Below are 20,987 nucleotides of genomic sequence, written 5' to 3'. Positions count from 1 at the left end.
TCCTGCGGGAGGGGCCGCCCCGGGTACGATGCGGTGTGGGTGGCTAACCCGCCAGGTGGCGGGCCGTCTCGGCCGAGATGCGGCGGGGCTGCTCGAGGCCGTCGACGGACTCCTTGGTGACCTCAACGCGCACGACGTCGGGCTCGGAGGGGATGTCGAACATGGTGTCCTGGAGGGTGGCCTCGCAGATGGCCCTGAGGCCGCGGGCGCCGGTGCCGCGCTCGAGGGACTTGGCGGCGATCTCGGTCAGGGCGTCGGGCTCGAAGTCGAGCTGGACCCCCTCGATCTCGAACATCCGTCGGTACTGCTTCACCAGGGCGTTCTTGGGCTCGGTGAGGATGTCCACGAGGTCGGACTCCGTGAGCTCCTTGGTGTTGGTGACCACGGGGATGCGGCCGATGAACTCGGGGATGAGGCCGAACTTGTGCAGGTCCTGGGGGCTCACCTGGGCCATGAGCTCGTCCTCGGACTCCTCCACGCGGGTGCCCAGGTCGGAGCCGAAGCCGATGCCCTTCTTGCCGATGCGGTCGGCCACGATCTTGTCGAGGCCCACGAAGGCACCGCCGCAGATGAACAGGATGTTGGTGGTGTCGATCTGGATGAGCTCCTGCTGGGGGTGCTTGCGGCCGCCCTGGGGAGGCACCGAGGCCACCGTGCCCTCGAGGATCTTGAGCAGGGCCTGCTGCACGCCCTCGCCCGAGACGTCGCGGGTGATGGAGAAGTTCTCGGCCTTGCGGGCGATCTTGTCGATCTCGTCCACGTAGACGATGCCCACCTGGGCGCGCTCGACGTCGCCGTCAGCGGCGTTGATGAGCTTGAGCAGGATGTTCTCCACGTCCTCGCCCACGTAGCCGGCCTCGGTGAGGGTGGTGGCGTCGGCGATGGCGAAGGGCACCTCGAGGAACCGCGCGAGGGTCTGGGCGAGGAGCGTCTTGCCGGTGCCGGTGGGCCCCAGAAGCAGGATGTTGCTCTTGGCGAGCTCCACCTCGTCCTCGCCGTCGTCGGCCGCGGCCGCCGCGCCGAAGGACAGGCGGTCGTCCGCCGGGGCGGCGTCGGGGGCGCCCGTCATGATGCGGCGGTAGTGGTTGTACACGGCCACCGCCATGGCGCGCTTGGCGTCCTCCTGCCCCATGACGTACTGGGACAGCTCGTCGTAGATCTCGTGCGGGGTGGGCAGCTCGTCGATGAGCATGCCGGCCGGGGACTCCGGGCCGTCGAGCTGCTCGGCCTCGTTGATGATGTCGGAGCAGGTCTCCACGCACTCGTCGCAGATGTAGACGCCGTCGGGCCCCTGGATGAGCTTGTCCACCTGGTCGCGGCTCTTGCCGCAGAACGAGCAGTGCAGCTCGCCGTCGCCGTTGCCCTTCTCGAAGTCGCTCATAGGCTAGTCCTCGCTCGCGTCTGCGCGGCTGGTGATGACCTTGTCGACGAGCCCGTACTCGAGGGCCTCCTGGGCGCGCATGTAGTTGTCGCGCTCGGTGTCGGCCTCGATGCGGTCGAAGGGCTGGCCCGTGGCGTCGGAGAGCATCTGGTTGAGGTGCTTGCGCAGGTAGCTGGTCTCCTCGGCCACGATGCGGATGTCGGTCTGCTGGCCCTGGACGCCGCTGGAGGGCTGGTGGATGAGCACCATGGAGTTGGGCAGCGCGAAGCGCTTGCCCTTGGCGCCGGAGGCCAGGATCATGGCGCCCATGGAGGCGGCCATGCCCACGCAGATGGTGGAGACGTCCGGCTTGATGTAGTTCATGGTGTCGATGATGCCCAGGCCGGAGTAGATGTCGCCACCCGGCGAGTTGATGTAGAGGGCGATGTCCTTGTCCGGGTCCTGGCTCTCGAGGTGCAGGAGCTGGGCGATCACCAGGTTGGCGGAGTTGGGGTCCACCTGCTCGCCGAGGAACACGATGCGGTCGTTGAGCAAGCGGCTGTAGATGTCGTAGGAGCGCTCCCCGCGGGGGGTCTGCTCGATGACGTAGGGGATGTTCGGGATGTTGGTGGGCCTGTGGGTCATGTCGCACCTTTCCTCCCGATAAGGCGGTCGGGCGCCCCGGACCGGGGCCCCCGACCGCCATGACCGGGACTGTCTTAGTTGTTGGCGCGCTTCTCGGCGATCTCGTCGACCTCGGTCACCTGGGCGTTGTCGAGCAGCCAGGAGACGGCCTTGGAGCGACGGATGGTCTGGCGCACGGCGGGCATCTGGCCCGACTCGGTGAACTCCTTCATGGCCTTCTTCACGGCCTTGTCGGAGTCGTAGACATCGGAGAACTCGGCCTTGACGTCGTCGTCGGTGACCTCGATGGCGAGGTGCTTGGCCAGGGCGTCGAGGGCGATGGACTGACGGGCGTGCTCGGTGGCCTGGAGCTGGAGGTCGGCCAGGAGCTGGTCGATGGTGATGTGGCGCATCTGGAGGAAGGAGTCCACCGTCTGGCCCTGGGCCTGGAGGTCGGAGACGAACTGGCGGGCGATCTCGTCGTGGACCTGCTTGACGTAGTCCTCGGGCACGGTCTCCATCTCGAGGCGCTTCTCGAGCTCGGTGACGGCGCGCTCCTCCTTGAGGGCGGGCAGGTTGCGGTCCTTGTCGCCCTTGATCTCGATGGACACGGCGTCGCGCAGGGCGTCGAGGCCGTCGAAACCGAAGACGTCCTTGGCGAAGTCGTCGGTGAGCTCGGGCACGACCTTGACCTTGATGTCGTTGACCTTGACCTTGATCTTGACGGTCTGGGCGTCGTCGCCCTCGCCCTGGGTGAACTCGACCTCCTTCTCGTCACCCGGCTTCATGCCCACGAGGGCCTCCTCGAGGGCCTCGGGGAGCATGCCGGCCCCGGTGGCGAGCATGCGGTTCTCGCCGGCGAGGCGCTCGCCGTTCTCGATGTCCTCGACGTCCACGTTCACGAAGTCGCCCGAGACCACGGCGTGGTCGCCGTCGGCGTCCTCGAAGCGGGCCTGGTAGCCCATGAGGACGTCGAGCTGCTGGTCGATCTCGGCGGTGGTGGCGTCCGCCGGGGGCATGGAGATGGCGACGGGGTCGTAGGAGCTGAGCTCGGCCTCGGGGATGAGGTTGACGGTGACCTTCACCGCGTAGTCCTGCTTCTCCTGGGCGGGCTCGAGGTCCTCGCCGAAGTCCACGTCGCCCACGGGCACGACGTCGAGCTCGTTGAGCACGAGGGGCTCGGCGGCGGAGAGCAGCGCGTTGGTGGCGTCGGCCATCACGGCCTCGCGGCCCACGGCGGCGTCAATGACGGGGCGCGGGGCGCGGCCCTTGCGGAAGCCCTGGAAGTTGTAGCGCTTGGCAATGTCCTTATAGGCCTTGGCGACGGCCTTGTTCACGTCGTCGGCGGGGATGGTGACATCTGCGGAAAGCTTGGAATCGACGGGATCCCCTGCGGTGACGGTGATGTTCAACGTTCCTCCTGAAAAGTCTTTGCCGCGCCATGCGGCTACCCGGGTGCCAGAATGCACCTAGCTTCACGGAGGTACATTGTGCGCCAAGTGGACGCCAACGTCAAAAAAGGGGGCGGCCGCTCCACAAAGGCCCCGGCCGCGGCGGGCCCCCGGTGCGCGCCGGGGGCCGGTTGCGCGCAATGGTGCGGGCGAGAGGGCTCGAACCTCCATGGACAGGGTCCACTGGAACCTAAATCCAGCGCGTATGCCAGTTCCGCCACGCCCGCATGGAACGGCATTCTATCAGACGGGCCCCGGCCGCCGCGAAGGCGACCGGGGCCCGTGGGGAGCGCGAGGTCCGACGGCGCTACCTACGGCGCCGGGCTACCCAGGCGGTGAGGGCCGCAGCGGCGACGGCGGCGGGCCCTGCGGCGCCCACGAGCGACGGCACGTCGCCGGTGGCCGGGACCGCCCCACGGGCGCCCCCGGTGGTCGGCAGGGTGGCGGACCCCTCGGTGCCGGAGCCCACGGTGACGGTGAAGCGCACGGTCACGGTGCTGCCGTCAGGGCGCTGGTAGACGGCCACCACCTCGTAGGTGCCGGGGACCGCGGGGTCGATGGCGTCCACCTCGGACCCGTTCAGGAGGATGCGGATGGTGGGGCGCACGCCGTCGGGGAGCCGGCTGCCGTAGCGGTCGGCCAGGATGGCCTCGATGTCGTCCTTGGTCACAGGCCCCGAACCGAGGTCGATGGAGGGGTTGCCCTCGATGACCGTGGAGCCCTGGGGGCCCGGGCGCTCGGGCTCGGGCACCACGATGGTGGTGCGGAAGACCGTCTCGTTGCCGTCGGGGTCGGTGTAGGTGACCTCCACCACATAGGTGCCGGGCACCGACGGGTCCACGGCGTCCACGGTCTCGCCGTCACGGGTGATGGTCACGGTGCGCTCGGCGTCCTCGGGCACCTTGTCGCCGTGCTCGCGCTCCACGAGGTCGACGAAAACGTCGGGGCCGAAGGGCCCGGGGCCCTCGGGCAGCGTGCCGGTCTCGTCGGAGACCACCTCGTGCCTGGGCGCCGGCTTCTCAACGGTGTAGGTGAGGTTCACCACGGTGGGGGGCTGGGTGGGGTCGGACGGCTGGTAGGTGGCCACCACGGTGTAGGTGCCCGGGGTGGTGGGGTCGATGGAGGGGACGGTCTCGCCGTCCTTGACGATGAGGATCGAGGGGGTGGTGCCCCCGGGCAGCGTGCCGGGGAAGGTGCGGTCGAGGAGGTCGGAGAGGGTGCCCGGGCCCACGGGCTCGGCGTCCTTGTCGGCCACGCGGTTGTAGGTGCCCTCCAGGATGGCGGCCCCCTGCTTCTCCAGCTCCTCCTTGATCTTCTGCTGCTCGTCGGGGTCGGAGGGGTCGGCCGACACGATCACCTTGGCCTCGCGGACCTCCACGGTGTAGTTGGCGAGGGCGCGCTGGGCCTGCTCCGGGGTCCAGGATGCGAGGCGCGTGGCGGCGCCGCCGCGGTAGAGCGGGGCGAAGCTGAAGGTGCCCTTCCCCTCGAAGGCCGCCTGGGAGACCACCGCCCCCTCGGCGGTGTCGGCGTCGGTGTCGGCGGGATCGTCGGCGGCGTCGGCAGAATCGTCGCTGTCGGCGGCGCCGGAGGCGCCCACGACCGTGGCGGCCACGTCACCGGCTGCGGCGACGGCCGTCTCCACCGGCACGGGGGCCGGGGCGAGGACCTCCTCGTCCAGGGCATCCCCGTCGAGAACCTCGCCGTCGAGAGGCGCCGTCTGGTCGGAGGCCGCATCGTCTGCCGCAGGGCCCTCGGGAGCCGCCTCCTCCGGGGCCCCATCGGCCGCGGGGTCCTGGGCGGCGGCCGCCTCGGGGGCGGCGCCCAGGTTGGAGAAGTAGACCTTCAGGGTGTAGACGCCGGCCGCGGGGTCGTCCGGGTCGAGCTCGAGGCCGTCGGAGTCGCGGCGGCAGGTGTAGGTGGCGTCTCCCAGGATGGAGTCGAGGGACGACCCCAGGCGGTTGGCGTCCACCGGGGCGAGCATGTTCTCGGTCCAGGGGAGGTCGGCGCTGTCATGGACGTCCTCGTTGCTGCTGTAGGCCACCGGGCGCTTGAGGCCGTCCACGAGGGGCTCGCCCGCCTTGCCCACCACCACCGAGGACCGCGGGGTCACCACGAGGCGGCGCGGCACGATGACCGCCGGCACGGACACGGTGCCGTCGGCGAGGCCCTTGATGGTGTAGTCGCCGGCCCAGGTGCCGGTGAGCTCCACACCGGTGAGCTCGATGGTGCGCGTGGCACCCACGGCGGCCGAGTCGAACTCTCCCCCGTCGCAGGTCACCGAGACGCCGGAGCCGGGCAGCACGAAGCCGGCGACGTTGACCTTGGAGGTGTCGTAGTCGGTGGTGCCGTCGTAGACCTTCTTGTAGATGAAGGGGACGTCGGCGGGGTTGGTGGCGTCGTCGGTGTCGGAGACCGAGGGGTCGGGGTCAAAGGGCTCGTCCACCACGAGGTCGGACAGGTCGATCTCCTTGGGGTCGATGGTGAACTCGGTCTCCACGGGCTCGAAGATGCCCTCGGCGCCGTCGGGGGGCGCCACCTCCACCTTGTAGTCGCCCGCATGGATGGGCTCGCCGGTCTCGGGGTCGAGCTTGGAGGGGGGCACCGGCACCCAGGCGTCGGGGTCGGAGGGGTCCTTCTCGGGGTCGCGCTCGTAGTAGGTGCGGTCCACCGGCCTGTCCTCGAGCTCGCCGGTCTCCGGGTTGTAGACCGGGACGGTGTCGCCCTCCTCGAACTCCAGGGGCTTGCCCACCTCGGGGTCGGCGGGGGTGACGCTCATGGGCAGCGGCTTGATCTGGAAGGAGGCCTCCTTGGTGACGTAGGGGGTCTTATCGCCGTCGGGCTGCACCGCGTAGACGGCGTGGGTGAGCACCTTGTAGCGGCCCACGGCGTAGGGGTTGCCGTCGCGGTCGAGCTCGGTGGGGAGCGCGGGGCGGTAGCCGTCGGAGCCGGCGGCGTCGGAGTCGGGGTCGTAGACCGCGTAGGTATGGGTGACCTCGGCCGGGGCGGCGGTCCCGGAGGCCACGTCGGTGGTGGTGATATTGGTGTCGCCGTTGACGTTGTCGCGGATGTCGACGGGGCTGCCGTAGAAGATGTCGTAGGCCTCGGTGGTGATGGTCTTGCCGGAGGGGTCGACGTCGATGTCCACCTTCACGAAGACGTCCACGTCCACGTCGCCGTCACCGTCGCCGTCGCCCACGCCGCTGTCGTCGTCGCCCTCCATGCCGCCGTACTCGATGACGTAGGCGGTGCAGGAGGCGTTGGTGTTGGAGAAGTCGTTCCAGCGGCCCTGCTGGGAGGTGTAGAAGTGCATGCACTGCTCGCCGTTGGCGTTGTTGGGCTCGCCGGAGGCCCAGTTGGTGTAGATGGTGGGGCTGTAGTTGTTGGAGGGGTCGGGCACGGGGTCGGGGGCGGCGTGGGGCGTGGTCAGGCCGTAGGTGACGAGCTTGCCGGCCTCGGGGCCGCAGACCCAGAAGTAATAGGCGTTGCCCGGCATGGTGCTCGCGGGGATGTTGATGCCGTGCTCGGCGTAGAAGTCCTTGTAGGTGTCTTTCACCGGGCCCGTATAGGCATCGAGGCAGGTGGAGCCCATCCAGCAGTTCTCGCCGATCATGGTGTAGACGTAGTCGTGCTCCTGCTGGCTCGTGATGGTGACGAGGTAGCCCTGCATGCCCATGTACTTCTTGGCGGAGGCGGCCTTGAAGGCGGCCTCCCACGAGGCGCCCGACGCCTTCACCGTCTCGTAGTAGTGCCCGTTGGCGGAGTTGTAGTCGTAGAGGCTCTGCACCGGGTCGAAGTTGGCGATCATGCGCAGGCTCTTGGTGGTGACCGAGTCGCCCAGGGTGATGGTGAGGTGCTCGCGCAGGTAGCGACTCCACTCCTCGGCGGAGGCACCGGCATCGTTGTTGGCCGACTGGTTGCCGCGCTTGTTGGTGGCGAGCGTCACGAAGCCGTTGGCCTCGTCGGCCGTGAGGGTGATGGCGTCCTTGTCCGTGATGGCCGAGGTGAACTGCACCGTGATCGACTTGATGTCGCGGGTGGGGTCGCTGTTGGTCACGGTGAGGTGCGGGAAGGTGTAGGTGGTGGAGCCCGGCGAGACCGGGGTGGCCGCACCGGCCACGATGGTGAGGGTGGGCTGGGAGTCGGCGCCCGCCCGCACCGCGGCCTCCGCCGCCCAGGCGCGGCTCACGGGCTGAAGGACCATGGAGACGGCCATGAGGGCCGATACGAGAAACGAGAGCCAGCGACGACGGGTGCTGTCCATGGCGATGCGCCTTCCTTTCCACCGGAGGGGCCGTCGGTCCCAAAAAGCGACTATCGCCATCACGGTACTCTGAACTCAGTCTGAATTCAACGGAAAGGAACGGACCGTATAGGGACAAAAAAGCGCCCCGGATGACCGGGGCGCCAGAAGGTCCCTTGGATGCGGGGCGCCTACACGACACCCTGGGCGTACATGGCCTCGGCCACCTTGAGGAAGCCGGCGCAGTTGGCGCCCACCACGAGGTTGCCGGGGGCGCCGGCCTCCTCGGCCGCCGCCGAGGCGGTGGCGTAGATGTTCTCCATGATGCCCTTGAGGCGGGAGTCCACCTCCTCGAAGGTCCAGGAGAGGCGCTCGGAGTTCTGGCTCATCTCGAGGCCCGAGACCGCCACGCCGCCGGCGTTGGCCGCCTTGCCGGGGCAGAAGGCCACGCCGTTGGCGATGAGGTACTGGGTGGCGTCGAGGGTGGTGGGCATGTTGGCCCCCTCCCCCACCACCTTGCAGCCGTTGGCCACGAGGGCCTTGGCGTCGTCGATGAGGAGCTCGTTCTGGGTGGCGCAGGGCAGCGCGACGTCGCACGGCACGGACCACACGCCGCGACCCTCGTGGTAGGTGGCGCCGGGACGGGCCTCCACGTAGGCGGTGAGGCGCTCGCGGCGGCGCTCCTTGACGTCCTTGAGGAGCTCCACGTCGATGCCGTCGGGGTCGTGGACCCAGCCGGAGGAGTCGGAGCAGGTGACCACGGAGGCGCCGAGGGCCTGGGCCTTCTCGATGGCGTAGATGGCCACGTTGCCGGCGCCGGAGACCACCACGGTCTTGCCATCGAGGGAGTCGCCCTTGTCGGCAAGCAGGGTGTCGACGAAGTAGACGAGGCCGTAGCCGGTGGCCTGGGTGCGGCAGAGGGAGCCGCCGAAGGAGAGGCCCTTGCCGGTGAGCACGCCGGAGAACTGGTCACGGATGCGCTTGTACTGGCCGAAGAGGTAGCCGATCTCGCGGCCGCCCACGCCGATGTCGCCGGCGGGCACGTCGGTGTCGGGGCCGATGTGGCGCTGGAGCTCGGTCATGAACGACTGGCAGAAGGCCATGACCTCGCGGTCGGACTTGCCCTTGGGGTCGAAGTCGGAGCCGCCCTTGCCGCCGCCCATGGGCAGGCCGGTGAGGGCGTTCTTGAAGATCTGCTCGAAGCCCAGGAACTTGAGGATGCCGAGGTTCACAGACGGGTGGAAGCGCAGGCCGCCCTTGTAGGGGCCGATGGCGCTGTTGTACTCCACGCGGAAGCCGCGGTTGACCTGGACCTTGCCCTCGTCGTCGACCCAGGGGACGCGGAACATGACCACGCGCTCGGGCTCCACGATGCGCTCGAGCAAGCCGGTGGCCTCGTACTCGGGGTGGGCGGAGACGGCGGGCTCGATGGACTCCAGGACCTCGGTGGCGGCCTGGACGAACTCGGGCTGGTCGGCGTAGCGGGTCTTGAGCTCGCCGATGACACGCTCTGTATAAGACATGGGGCTCCTCTCGAAGCAAGGCTTGGGGCCTGGGAAACGCTTATCTGAGCATAGGGAGGGGCCAAATGGGCCTGCGGCAGCGCCCGGCTTCCGGTAACAGGATGGATACGGCGGCCGGGCGCCGACGGCCGCGCTATACTCATGGACCTGACGGGGCGTGGCGCAGCTTGGTAGCGCATCTGCTTTGGGAGCAGAGGGTCGCTGGTTCGAATCCAGTCGCCCCGACCAGAAGACGCGCGGGCGTCGGGTCCATGGCCCGGCGCCCGCTCTGCCCTTCATGGGCCCACGCGGCCCGCCGTAGGCTATACTGCTTTTGTTTGCGGGCGTAGTTCATCGGTAGAACCTCAGCCTTCCAAGCTGATGAGGCGGGTTCGACTCCCGTCGCCCGCTCCATACGACAGACGTGGGGCGTCCCGGCAGCGGGGCGCCCTTTCTCGTGGCCCTGTCCCAACACCCGGACACTTTTGTCCCAATGGTCGGGCACTTTTGTCCCAACTGTGGGGGACGGGGCACCCGCCTCCCCCGACGGCTGCCGCGTCCTTCGCATGCCATCAACGGCGCAATAGAGCAAGTGACAGATGGGTCGGGCACCGCTGTCACATGACACGCACAGCGGCACCCGCGCAAGGCATGCCTGCCCGCCTTTTCCGGGTGCCCGGGCAAACCCGCCCGGCACGGGCGGCGCAGACGGGTAGCATGGGGCGTGCGCCACCGGCGCGACCCTCGGCCCACCGACCCGGAGCAACCATGACCCAGAGCAGACTCGGACGCACCCTCGTCATCGCCAACCCCGCCGCCCACAGCGGCAAGGGGGCCGGCGCCGCGGACTTCGTGGAGCGGTTCCTCCAGAGCTACGACAACGCCACCTCCGGCTTCAAGGTGGTGCGCACCGAGAAGCCCGGCGACGCCCGCAGGCACGCGTCCAAGGCGTCCGGCTACGACACGGTCATCGCCCTCGGCGGCGACGGCGTGGTCCACGACGTCGTCAACGGCCTCATGGCGGTGCCCAAGCCCAAGCGCCCGCGCCTGGGCGTCATACCCATGGGCTCCGGCAACGATTACGGCCGCACCCTGCACATGGCCCTCAACGACCCCATGGCGAGCCTCGGCCAGGTGACCAACGGCACCGCCGTGGCGCTGGACCTGGGCGTGGTCAACGGGGAGTACTTCTGCGAGACCTGCTCCTTTGGCCTGGACGCCGCCATCGCCCTTGACACCATGGACACGCGCGCCAGGAACGGCCTCAGCGGAACGCGCCTCTTCGCCAAGAGCGGCTACCGCATCCTCTCCGAGCACAGCGACGGCTGGCACTACGAGATGCGTGTGGACGGCGGGCCGCGCACGGAGGGCCGGGAGATCATCTTCGCCTGCCAGGTGGGCCCCACCTACGGCGGCGGGTTCAAGGTGTGCCCGGAGGCCTCCCCCGTCGACGGCAGGCTGGACCTCTGCCGCAACGTGCGCATCCCGGGCAGGGCCGCGACGCTCGCGCTGTTCACCGGCGCGCGCTTTGGCATGCACGCCGGCTCGGACGCGGTGGAGATCGCGCCGTTCTCCCGCCTCCGCGTGGAGTTTGACGAGGAACCCCCGGCCCAGGTGGACGGCGAGCCGCTGCACGGCAAGGTCTTCGACGTGCGCTGCGAGCCCGGCGCGCTCGAGGTGCTGGTCCCCAACTCCTTTGAGTGGCACCCCGACCCGGTGACGGTGGACAAGCCCAGCGTGACCGAAGGGCTGCTCGGCTCCAAGCTGGCCGGCAAGCTGCGGGGCGAGTAGGGCGGACGGCTCTCGCCGGCGGGGCTGGCGGGACTCGGCGGCGGGACTCGTCGGTGGTTCTCGTCGGCGGGTGCCGGTGTCTGAAATCGTGATTCCAGGCCGGTTCCGAGACCTCCTGGCTCGCCGTCCTCGTCGAGAGCGGCATGAAATCGCGATTCCATGCCAAAAAGGCCGGCCCCGGGACCAAAGGCACCGTCTGCAACCGCGATTTCCGGACGGCCGGACGGACGAGCGGGGACGACACCACAGGCGGATGAGCGGCGACAAGCGCCGCCGGCAACCCGGCGCCGCCAGCCGCCCCGGGCCCGACGCCGCCCCTCCCCCGCTGCCGCTATGATGGGGGCCAGGGAGAAAAGGGAGGGACACACCATGGGAGAACGTCAGTCGGCCATCGACATCATCTGCGGCGCCTACGACCGCCTCCCCGGCACCGAGGCCAAGGTGGCCGACTTCGTGGTGCGCAACGTGAGCCGCGTGCCGTTCCTCTCCGTGCGCGAGATAGCCGAGAGCAGCGGCACCTCCGCGGCCACGGTCTCGCGCTTTGTGAGACACATCGGGTTCGACAGCTTCTCCGACCTCCGCATGACCATCGCCGCGGAGGAGGGCGAGGGCGCGGACGGGTCCAGGACGCCGGCCGCCGCGTCGGTCTCCACCGCGGACGTGTCGGGGTCGCTCGAGCTCATCCTCGAGACCAAGGTCTCGGAGCTCCGCGCCACGGCCCGCGGGCTCGACCCCGCCGTCGTCTCCCGGGTGGTCGACCTCGTCCAGAACGCGGACTCCGTGGTGTTCGCCGCGGTGGGCAACTCCATCCCCGTCTGCGCCAACCTGGCGTTCAAGCTCGGGCAGATCGGCGTCCGCTGCCAGTGCCCCGCCACCACCGAGTCCATGATCCTGGCCTCGCTCTCCCTCCGACCCACCGACGTGCTCGTGCTCGTCTCGTCGTCCGGGTACTCGCGGCGCCTCGAGACCATCCTCGACAACGCGGAGGACAGCTCCACCCCCGTGGTGCTCGTCACCTCCAACCCCGCCGCGCCCTTCGCCCCGCGCGCCGACTGCGTGCTCCACACGGTGTCGCGCGACCACGCCCTCTCGAGCAGCCAGTTCTCGTCGCACATCTCGGCGGACTTCGTGGTGGAGGCGCTCTTCCTCCTCGTCATGGCCGGCCGCAGCCAGGCGCTCGAGCACGCCCGCATGGAGCACAAGTCGCTGGGCCGCGACAAGATGTCGACGCCCACGATGAGCTGATTTCCCCTCTTTATCACTAACTGAATACAATCCAACGCTCACCGGTTGAAACCTACCGCTGGCGGTCCTCAGGCCCGTTCTGAGACGTTGTTTCATTCTCTTCTGCATAATGAAACACAGTTTCAGCAAGCACACAGGGCCGCCCGGCCCCAAGGACCGTTGGAGGGAGAACCATGAAGATCGTCGGAATCTGTGCCTGTTGCAGCGGGATCGCCCACACCTACATGGCGAGGGAGGCGCTCCTGAACGCGGCGGACGACCTCGGCGTGGACATCCACATCGAGACCCAGGGCACCATCGGCGTGGAGAACGAGCTCACGCCCGAGCAGATCGCCGAGGCCGACGCCGTGCTTCTGGCCGTGGACGTGCACATCGAGGGCCGCGAGCGCTTCGAGGGCAAGCGCGTCATGGAGATCCCCACCGACATCGCCATCAAGGCGCCCCGCCAGGTGCTCAAGAAGATCCAGGCGGAGCTCTAGGAGACCGCCCCGACCCTTACCTTCCCGTACGAGAAAGGCCCACCATGGCTTCAAAGAAGATAAAGGTCCAGTTCAAGCAACCGGTCCTCACCGCCATCAGCTACCTTTTGCCCCTCATCGTCGCCTCCGGCCTCCTCATCGCCATCGGCAACCTCTGCGGCGGCAGCAACGTGGAGAGCCTCGAGGGCATGACCGTGCCCGACGCCCTCACCACCGTCGGCGTCTTCGGCATGGGGCTCATCCCCGCGTTCATCTCGGGCTACATCGCCTACACCCTGGCCGACCGCCCCGGCCTCGCCCCCGGCTTCCTCATGGGCATGATCGCCTCGTTCCTGGGAACCGGCTTTTTGGGCGGCCTCATCGGCGGCTTCATCGCGGGCTACATCGCCCTGGCGCTGGTGACCTACCTCAAGGTCCCCAAGTGGGCCCAGGCGCTCATGCCCATGATGATCGTGCCCACGATCACCGCCATCCTCGGCGCCCTGATCATGCTCTTCGTCATCGGCGAGCCGGTCATGGCCCTCACCCAGGCCCTCAACGACTTCATCGTCGGCCTCGACCAGTCCGCCAAGCTCGCCTACGGCTTCATCATCGGCTTCATCGGCTGCATCGACTACGGCGGGGCCATCTCCAAGGTCCCCAACCTCATCTGCGACGGCCTGCTGGCCGACGGCATCATGGAGCCCGAGGGCATCAAGGTGCTCGCCGCCATGGTCCCGCCCTTCGGCGTCACCCTCGCGTGGCTCTTCTCCAAGTGGTTCCACAAGCCCATCTTCAACAACGAGGAGGTCGAGAACATCAAGGTGGCCTTCCCCATGGGCCTCTGCATGATCTCGGAGGGCGTCATCCCCATCGCCATGAACGACCTGGTGCGCACCGTCGCCGCCACGTCCATCGGCTGCGGTGTGTGCGGCGCCATCAGCTTCTTCTTTGGCAACGCGAGCCCCGTGCCCTCCGGCGGCGTCTTCGTGATCCCCGCCATGAGCCAGCCCCTCGTAGCCGTGCTGGCGCTGCTCGCCGGCACCCTGGTCACCGGCACCATCCTCTTCCTCCTCAAGAAGCGCATCGACCCCGACACCGTCGACCACGAGGGCAACTTCGAGGAGGAGGAGCTCGACCTCTCCGAGTTCAAGCTCTCGTAGCGCACACCGCGCACCACCCGTCAGGAACCGACCCGTACCGCAAGACCCGTTAGGAGAAACCCTATGCTCGTCAACATGAACCAGATGCTCTCCGTGGCCAAGGACAACCACTTTGCCGTGGGCGCCTTCAACATCAGCGAGTCCAACCTCGTGCGCTGCGTGGTGGAGGCCGCCGAGGCCAACGACGCCCCCGCCATCATCGCCGTGCACCCCACGGAGCTCGACTACTGCAAGGACGACTTCTTCAAGTACGTCATCGCCCGCATCGCCAACAGCCCCGTGCCCTTTGTCCTGCACATGGACCACGGCGACTCCGTGGAGAGCTGCATGCGCGCCATCCACGACGGCTTCTCCTCCGTCATGATCGACGGCTCGTCCCTGCCCTTTGAGGAGAACGTGGCCAAGACGGCCGAGGTCGTGCGCTACAGCCACATGGTGGACGTGTCGGTGGAGGGCGAGCTCGGCACCATCGGCGACACCGGCACCTCCATCGAGGGCGGCATGACCGAGGTCATCTACACCGACCCCGCCAAGGCCAAGCGGTTTGTGGAGGAGACCGGCATCGACAGCCTCGCGGTGGCCATCGGCACCTGCCACGGCCTCTATCCCAAGGGCGTGACCCCCAAGCTGCGCATGGACGTGCTCGAGGAGATCACCCACGTGGTGGACGTGCCCCTGGTGCTGCACGGCGGCTCGGGCAACCCCGACTCCGAGATCGCCGAGGCCGTGCGCCTGGGCATCTCCAAGGTGAACATCTCCAGCGACTACAAGAGCGCCTTCTTTGCGAAGGCCCGCGAGGTGCTGGGCCGCGAGGGCTCCGGCTGGGACCCCAACAACCTGTTCCCGGAGTGCATTGACGCGGCCAAGGAGGTCCTCACCCAGAAAATGGAGCTCCTGGACAGCTGCGGCAAGGCCGCCGTGTACCGCGCCCAGTGCACGCCCCAGTGGAGGCAGGCGCTGGTGTAGGAGCCGCACGACATCCCGCCTGGACGGACGGGCCCCGCGTGCCGAGAACACGGCGCGTGGGGCCTTTTGCGTGGGGCGGGGCGAGGGGCGCGGAGCAGGGACAGCGCGGGGTGGGTCGGGCGCGGGGGCGTCGGGGGCGTCCGAGATCGCGATTCCAGGCCGGTTTTGGGGACCCTCGGACCTGCTCCCTTGTCGAGAACGGCCCGGAATCGAGATTTCAGGCCGGAAAGTACGGTCCCGCGGCCAAAGGCGCCGTCCGAAACCCCGATTTCCAACCGGGTGCCACGGCGGTGCGGCCCGAGAACGGCCCCACGACCAGAAATGCCGTCCGCGATCGCAGGAGCACCATGCCGAAACGTGCTTTGGCATGGGACTGGGAGGGGCTCGAAGGCAGGACCCATGCCAAAGCTGGCTGTGACATGGGCGTGGAGGAGGGCGAGAACCAGAAACCCATGCCAAAGCCGGCTGTGGCATGGGTTCCGAGGGGTTCGATGGGGGCCGAGAGGAGCAAACCCATGCCGGAAGGCGCTTTGGCATGGTCGGGCCGGGATAGCGAGCGGGTCGAGGCGGCAAGCGGGTCGAACGCTGGCCGCGGCGGGTCCATGCGGCAAGCCGGCCGAACGCCAGCCGCAACCCAACGGCCGCAGCCCGCAGCCCGGCGGCCGCCCCCTCCCCTACACCAGCGCGCCCGCGCCGTTGAAGCGGTACAGCCTGCCGCCGATGACGTGGCTGCCGGTGAGCGCCGCGCCGCTGGGACGGCCTAGGTAGTAGCGCCTCCCGCCGTCGGTGAGCCAGCCGTAGCCCAGCGATCCCCTGGGCCCCCACGGGCTGCCGGCGCGTCTCAGGAAGTAGCGCCTGCCGCCCTCGTTCAGCCAGCCCGACCCAATGGAACCCTTTGGCCCATAGGGACTGCTCGCACGGCGCAGGAAGTAGCGCTGCCCGCCCTCGTCGAGCCACCCGGTGCCGATGGAGCCCTTGGGCCCGTAGGGGCTGTTGGCCCGCCGCAGGAAGTAGCGCTGTCCTCCGTCGTCAAGCCACCCGGTGCCTATGGACCCCTTGGGCCCCCACTGGTTGTCGCTGCGACGCAGGAAGTACGTCTGGCCGCCCACCGTGAGCCACCCCGTGGCCACCGACCCCGCCGGCCCGTACGGGTTGCCGGCCCCGCGGAGCCAGTAGGTCTGCCCTCCGGTGGTGAGCCAGCCGGAGCCCCAGGCGCTGCCGGTGGACCAGCGCCGCACGCCGTCGACGGTGACCCATCCCGCCTTGCCGACCACGATGGAGAAGGTCGCTCGCACGGTGCCGTTGTATTGCCCGCGGCCCGTGACCGTCACGGTGGCCGTGCCCACCGACACGTTGTCGGCATAGCTCACCGTGTAGCCCGTCGCCGGCACCACGGCGCCGCCCGCCCGCACCGTGACGGCCGGCGTGTGGGCGCCCCCGTTCCACGTGCGCGCGCCGCCCTGGACCGCCACCGCGGTCAGCGCCGTCGCCGTGGGCTTGGGCGGGTCCTGCGGCTTGGAGGGCTCGGAGGGCACCTGCGGCCTCTCGGCGGCGGTGCCCACGTCGCGCCAGCGGAGGGCCGCCGCTCCCCCGCCCACGGTCCCGGCGTACACGCGGGTACCGGCGGCGGCCGCGCCCACCTCGGTGGAGGAGCCCACCACCCGGGCGCCCACCTGCTCCCAGGAGCCCAGGTGCGACGCCGACGCCCTCCACACCGTCACGGCGTTGCCCGACTGCGCGGAGAGCGCCAGGTAGAGCGACCCGCCGCTCGCCGTCAGCGATCCCTCCAGGGCCGCCGGGACCGCGGCGGGCAGGGCCGTGTACGCGGGCGTGCCCGACGCCCCCACGGCCACGATGCCGCCGGAGCCGTCCTGCCCCTTCACGTACAGGTAGCCGGTGCCGCCCACAAAGGCCGGGCTCAGGCCGTTGACGGCGCCGGACCTGCTCCACACCCGGCCCCACGTGGAGCCGGAGAGCCGCCACACGCCCGTGCTGGACGCCGAGAAGTCAGAGACCGCCACGGCCGGCGTGCCGCCGACGTCCACCAGGGCGAGCGCCGCCACGTAGCCGCAGGGGATCTTGCCGCCCACGGCCGAGAGGCGCGTGCCGTCGAGCCGGTACACCTGCACGCCGCCGTCCTCCACCAGCACGTACACCGTGCCGCCCACCACGGAGACCGCTCCCCCGTTGCCGGACGCGCCCACCGAGGCCACGGCGGACCACGGGCCGGCGCCGGTCTGCCCGTAGAGCGTGAAGCGGTTGGGGGACCCGTAGGAGGCCGCGAGCACATAGCGGTCGGAGCCGTACGCCGCCGTGTCCTTGAGGTCGCAGCCGGTGGCCACGGAGCCGAGCGCACCCCAGCGCGAGCCGTCGAAGACCGCGGCCGACACCTTGGCGCCGCCGCCAACGCCCACCTGCACGGCCTGGAGCACCGAGGAGTCCGCCGCCGCGACCCTGCTCGCCGCGACGCCGGAGGAGGGCAGCGGCGACGCACCGGAGGCATCGGTGGCGCGGGTCCAGAGACCGGCCTCGGACGCGGTGGGCGCGGTCACGGAGAAGGTCACGGAGTCGTCGGTCTGCCCGGTCACCTGCACCTGGATGCCCGAGTTCTGGCCGTCGGACAGCGTGATGGCGCCGTCGGCGAGCCCGGCGGAGAGGTCGTCGGAGCCCAGGCCCTCGCGACCGCCCAGGCTCAGGTAGCAGTGGCGCACGTCGCCCACGCCGTCGCCGCGGGGGCCGCCCGTCTCGCCGTCGCGGAACAGGTACACGTAGTCCGCCTGCCCCTTGTTGCCCTCGGCCTTGGCACCGGGGTTCACGCGGTACACAAGCAGCCCCGACCCGCCGATGGTGGACGGCGACCCCTCCATGGAGGTGTCCAGGGCCGAGAGGTCGGCTATGTCGGTGTTGGCGCGGCGGTACTCCAGGACGAAGTACTCGCTGTCGGACAGCGGGGAGCGCACGGCCACGGCCTGACGCTGGCCGGACGATGCGGCGTGCAGAGTGTAGGTGCCCGCGCCCACGGTCTCGACGGTGGTCCAGCCGCAGTCCTGCCGCGTGACCGCCAGCGGCCACATGAGGCGGGAGCCGCCGTGCTGGGCCATGATGTCCCACACGCCCACGGCGACGTCGCGCCCCTGGGAGACGCCCTCGCCGCCGCCGCGGTAGAGGTCGCGGGCTCCAAAGACATGGAGCGTCTCGTGGGCCACGGTACCCACGCCCAGCAGGTGCGAGGTGTCCACGAGCGTGTAGCCGAAGGCGCGCACGGACGAGGCGCCGAGCCCCATGGGCGTGCCGAGGGTGGCATGGCGCGGCCAGCACGGGTCGCCCACGGCGGGGGCCGTGCTACCGGTCTCGGGGACGACGAGGACGTTGTCGGCCATGCCGTCGCCGTCGCCGTCCAGCGACGAGGCATCGAAGGAGGGGTAGGCGGCGTTGAACGAGGAGACGGCCGCCGCGGCCACGGACTCCGAGGCGCCGTAGGACCCGCGGGGGCCCGGCAGCGTGAGGTAGGCCACGCGGCCGGTGGCGTCGTCGTGCTGCGGCGTCACGGACGCCAGGCGGCACCGCCCGAGCGAGACGGCCCTGACGTAGCTGTAGAGCGACTGCGAGGAGGTCTTGGACGTCACCTCGCCGTTGAGGTCGCGGAGCACACTCTCCCACCGCGTGCGGTAGGCGTCGCCGTAGGGGTACGGGGCGTTGAGGCCGGTCTCGCCGTCGCCGGTGGCGTCGTCTGCAAAGCGCACGACGAGGACCAGCTGGCGGTGGTTGGCGTCGGCAGGGGGCGGCGTGGCCTGGGCGAGGGCCGGTGAGGGCGCCGCAGCGAGCGTCAGGAGGGCGACGAGGGCGGCGGCGAGAACGGCAGCGCGCCGGGCGCGGGCGGCGGGACGGTCCATGGTCTCTCCTGTGTAGAGGGCAGTTTTTTCCATTCAGATACTACCGTAGGAAAACCCTCAGAAAGGCAGGTGGGACACGGCGTGAACCGTTGCGGAGCCGTTGGCAGGAGCGCGCCCGCACAAAAAAGGGGCCGCCCCGCTCGGGACGACCCCTGTCACATCGCTCTTTGCGCCGCTCAGTCAAAGCTGCGGGCCGCGGGTGTGCGCTGCACCGTCAGCGGCTGCGTGGCCTGGGGAGACGTGGTCACCGTGTACGTGATCGTGGTGGTCTCCTGCGGGCCGTCGTTGAGCTGGCAGTTCCAGACGTCGAACCCGTAGACCGAGCCCTCCGTGGCGGTGAAGACGCCGCCCTCGCCATGCACGTCCGAGATGGAACCGCCGGCCGGGGCAAAGAGGAAGAGCCCCGTGACCATGTCACCCCTGCTCCGTTTGAGGCTCGTGTTGGCGCCGGTCACGTAGTCCGGCGCGGTCTCGGCCTCCTCGGGGGTCATGGTGTTGGTCACCGTGGTGGTCACCTGGTACGACGTGGTGCCGTCGGCGTTCTTCACCGGGTCGCCCACGACGGTGCTCATGTTCAGGTACCAGTCGATCTTGGACCAGGTGTAGTCCGTGGTGTAGGTGCCCAGCACCGGCGAGACCGGGTCCTGGGACAGCTTGCCGCTCACGCCCAGGGCCTCGATGGCGGCCTGCTGGGCCTCGTCGGCCATCCAGAGCTGGAGGTCGCGGGTCTCGGCGCCCTTCACGAGCGCCTCGCCGAGCTTGGCCATGTCAACGTCGCCCAGGCCGGACAGCACCGCCTTGAAGGACGAGCTGGCCACCGCGGCAAAGAACGGGTCTTGGGCCTCCACCGGGAAGTTCCAATAGGTGTCGTGCATGAGCACGGTGGCGGCGTTGGAGCCGTCCACGTGGATGCCCTCGACGTCCACGGACTGGCCGGTCACGGCGAGGAGCGACTGCAGGAACACCGGGTCCACAGCGATGACGCCGTCGACCGCCTGACCGTTCCAGCGGAGCCACGCCTGGGCCGCCATGGACGCGGCACGGGGGAACTGCGGCGTGGCCAGGGTGACAGCGGGGTTCTCCTTGGCGCCGCCCATGTTGAGGGCGGAGACCTCCTCGTCGGTCACGTCCACGCCGGTGTCGCCGTCACGGCGCCCCGAGAATGCTTGGAAGTTGTCGTCAAGCTCGATCCTGCCGTCCGTGACGTGCATGACGCCCCAGGCGCCGGGGAAACCGCCGCCGGCGTTGGTCTCGACGTTGTTGAGGGCCAGCACCAGGTACGTCTTGGTCTGGCCGTCCGCACCCAGCATGCCGGGGACCACGGGCAGCACGTTGCCGGCCTCCCCCACCAGGCGGTTGGCGTTGTCCACCATGGGACGGGCCTTGTCCAGCAGCGTGTTGAGCTGGCCGATGTGGAAGGGCTCCATGGAGTCGAGCGTGGAGGCCATGGTGCCCAGGGGCTGCTGCATCACGCCCAGGGCCTGGATGAGCTGCTGGAGCGTGGGGATGTCCACGGTACCGCCGTTGCCCACGAGGTTCTTGAGGTTGACGCCGGCGAGGGCGTCGCCCAGGGGCACGATGCCGTTGGTGGCCAGGTCGTCCAGGGAGGAGCAGAGCTCACGGGCCTGCCGGACGTCCGTTCCCAGCACCGGCACAAACTGCGCGGCGGCCCAGATGGGACCCTCGGTGGTGCGGTGCATGGCCTGGGCGCTGCCGGCGATGGAGGCGGCGGAGCGCTTTACGGCGTCGGAGTCGCCCGAGGTGGCGGCCTTGGAGAACTCGTCCACCTGGCTCATGAGGGAGGAGGCGTCGTCGCGCAGCCCGCGGGCGTCGTTGACGAGGACAGCGCCGCAGATGCCGCAGACCACCACGAGCGCGACCACCACCACGAGCGCGATCTTGGGCCAGGCACGTTTGCGACGGCGGCGGCGCTTGACGCGTACGACCTCGCTCCCGCGGTCCGTGGACGACGGGACATCGTGGTCCTCCACCGGGATGGCGAAGTCGCTGGGAAGCGCCGGCCACTCGGAGGACTCCTGCGCAGGGGCCGGCGCGGGCCCGCGACGGGACGTGCGGCCCTCCCCCGCCTGCCGGGGCTCGGGATCGGGCCGTTGCTGTGGCCGCTGCGGCCGGGACGGCTGCGGCTGCGGCGCAGGCTGCCCGCCCTGCTGGGACGTGGAGAGATAGGGGTTCTGTCGCTCGGGCCCACGGTTGTCCCGGCCCCCGGCGGACGGTTGCCCGCCGGGCTGCCTGAAGTGCTTTGCCACGAAGATCCTCCTCGGTCTTTTTGGCGG

General features: G+C 69.6%; 12 protein-coding genes and 3 tRNA genes. 7 read left to right on the top strand and 8 right to left on the bottom strand.

Annotated features, from left to right (window positions below; all coding sequences use genetic code 11):
* Positions 1-43: 43 nt before the first annotated feature.
* The 6 genes from clpX to gdhA all read right to left on the bottom strand — a co-directional run bounded on the left by clpX (position 44) and on the right by gdhA (position 9,198).
* Positions 44-1,381: an ATP-dependent Clp protease ATP-binding subunit ClpX gene (clpX, locus tag NFR49_RS00605; protein ID WP_251157774.1), complete on the bottom strand. Its 1,338-nt coding sequence runs from the start codon at positions 1,379-1,381 to the stop codon at positions 44-46.
* A 3-nt stretch (positions 1,382-1,384) separates the two neighbouring features.
* Positions 1,385-2,005, bottom strand: coding sequence for an ATP-dependent Clp protease proteolytic subunit (locus NFR49_RS00600; RefSeq protein WP_251157773.1), 621 nt, complete (start codon positions 2,003-2,005; stop codon positions 1,385-1,387).
* 74 nt (positions 2,006-2,079) lie between these two features.
* Positions 2,080-3,396, bottom strand: coding sequence for a trigger factor (gene tig / locus NFR49_RS00595; RefSeq protein ID WP_251157772.1), 1,317 nt, complete (start codon positions 3,394-3,396; stop codon positions 2,080-2,082).
* A 180-nt stretch (positions 3,397-3,576) separates the two neighbouring features.
* A tRNA-Leu gene (locus tag NFR49_RS00590) sits at positions 3,577-3,662 on the bottom strand.
* A gap of 80 nt (positions 3,663-3,742) precedes the next feature.
* The gene (locus NFR49_RS00585; RefSeq protein WP_251157771.1) at positions 3,743-7,696 is read right to left on the bottom strand and encodes a YDG domain-containing protein; all 3,954 of its coding nucleotides are present in this window, start codon (positions 7,694-7,696) and stop codon (positions 3,743-3,745) included.
* Between the two features lie 170 nt (positions 7,697-7,866).
* Entirely contained in the window at positions 7,867-9,198 is a 1,332-nt protein-coding gene (gdhA, locus tag NFR49_RS00580) for an NADP-specific glutamate dehydrogenase (RefSeq protein ID WP_251157770.1), read from the bottom strand.
* 151 nt (positions 9,199-9,349) lie between these two features.
* On the opposite strand from gdhA, the gene NFR49_RS00575 reads away from it, so the two are divergent.
* From NFR49_RS00575 to NFR49_RS00545, 7 genes are all read left to right on the top strand, one after another.
* Positions 9,350-9,426, top strand: a tRNA-Pro gene (locus NFR49_RS00575).
* 91 nt (positions 9,427-9,517) lie between these two features.
* Positions 9,518-9,591 (top strand) — tRNA-Gly (locus tag NFR49_RS00570).
* A 354-nt stretch (positions 9,592-9,945) separates the two neighbouring features.
* Entirely contained in the window at positions 9,946-10,968 is a 1,023-nt protein-coding gene (locus NFR49_RS00565) for a diacylglycerol/lipid kinase family protein (protein WP_251157769.1), read from the top strand.
* A 369-nt stretch (positions 10,969-11,337) separates the two neighbouring features.
* Positions 11,338-12,213: a MurR/RpiR family transcriptional regulator gene (locus tag NFR49_RS00560; protein WP_251157768.1), complete on the top strand. Its 876-nt coding sequence runs from the start codon at positions 11,338-11,340 to the stop codon at positions 12,211-12,213.
* Positions 12,214-12,386: 173 nt separating this feature from the next.
* Positions 12,387-12,692 carry a PTS fructose transporter subunit IIB gene (locus tag NFR49_RS00555; RefSeq protein ID WP_135977680.1) on the top strand — a complete coding sequence of 102 codons (306 nt, stop codon included), beginning with the start codon at positions 12,387-12,389 and terminating at the stop codon, positions 12,690-12,692.
* A gap of 44 nt (positions 12,693-12,736) precedes the next feature.
* Positions 12,737-13,834 carry a PTS fructose transporter subunit IIC gene (locus tag NFR49_RS00550; protein ID WP_251157767.1) on the top strand — a complete coding sequence of 366 codons (1,098 nt, stop codon included), beginning with the start codon at positions 12,737-12,739 and terminating at the stop codon, positions 13,832-13,834.
* A gap of 63 nt (positions 13,835-13,897) precedes the next feature.
* Positions 13,898-14,800, top strand: coding sequence for a ketose-bisphosphate aldolase (locus NFR49_RS00545; protein WP_251157766.1), 903 nt, complete (start codon positions 13,898-13,900; stop codon positions 14,798-14,800).
* A gap of 674 nt (positions 14,801-15,474) precedes the next feature.
* Here the strand turns inward: NFR49_RS00545 and NFR49_RS00540 are convergent.
* On the bottom strand, positions 15,475-18,693 hold the full coding sequence (locus tag NFR49_RS00540; protein ID WP_251157765.1) for a hypothetical protein: 3,219 nt from the start codon (positions 18,691-18,693) through the stop codon (positions 15,475-15,477).
* A gap of 176 nt (positions 18,694-18,869) precedes the next feature.
* Entirely contained in the window at positions 18,870-20,960 is a 2,091-nt protein-coding gene (locus NFR49_RS00535; RefSeq protein ID WP_251157764.1) for a DUF4012 domain-containing protein, read from the bottom strand.
* Between the last annotated feature and the right edge of the window lie 27 nt (positions 20,961-20,987).

The organism is Caniella muris (assembly GCF_943193035.1).
Lineage (GTDB): Bacteria > Actinomycetota > Coriobacteriia > Coriobacteriales > Atopobiaceae > Granulimonas > Granulimonas faecalis.
This window is presented reverse-complemented; position numbering and strand designations above follow the sequence as displayed.